Annotated in this window: 1 pseudogene; it reads right to left on the bottom strand. The window is 68.7% G+C overall.

Annotated features, from left to right (window positions below):
- Window positions 1-275, bottom strand: a pseudogene (locus AC3A4E_RS17285) (hypothetical protein); the annotation flags it as partial.

Genomic DNA, 275 nt, shown 5'->3' with positions numbered 1-275 from the left:
GCATCGTTGCCGACCGCCGTGCCGCCGTCACCCGAGACCACGTTGCCGCTGCCGAAGGCGTTGGCGTTGTTGCCGGTTACCAGGTTCAGGCTGCCGACCGCCGTGCTGCCCGTACCCGTCACCAGGTTGAGGCTGCCGACTGCCGTGCTCTCCTCACCCTCGACGATGTTGAGGTTGCCCACCGCCGTCGACGACACGCCGCTCGCGGTGTTGTTCGCGCCCACCGCCAGTGCATCGTCGGCAAGCGCCGAGGCCTCGTAGCCCACTGCGATGCT

The sequence above is a fragment of the Luteimonas sp. Soil_N_1 genome (genome assembly GCF_057656255.1).
Note: the sequence above shows the minus strand (reverse complement) of the source record. Positions and strands in the feature narration are given on the sequence as shown.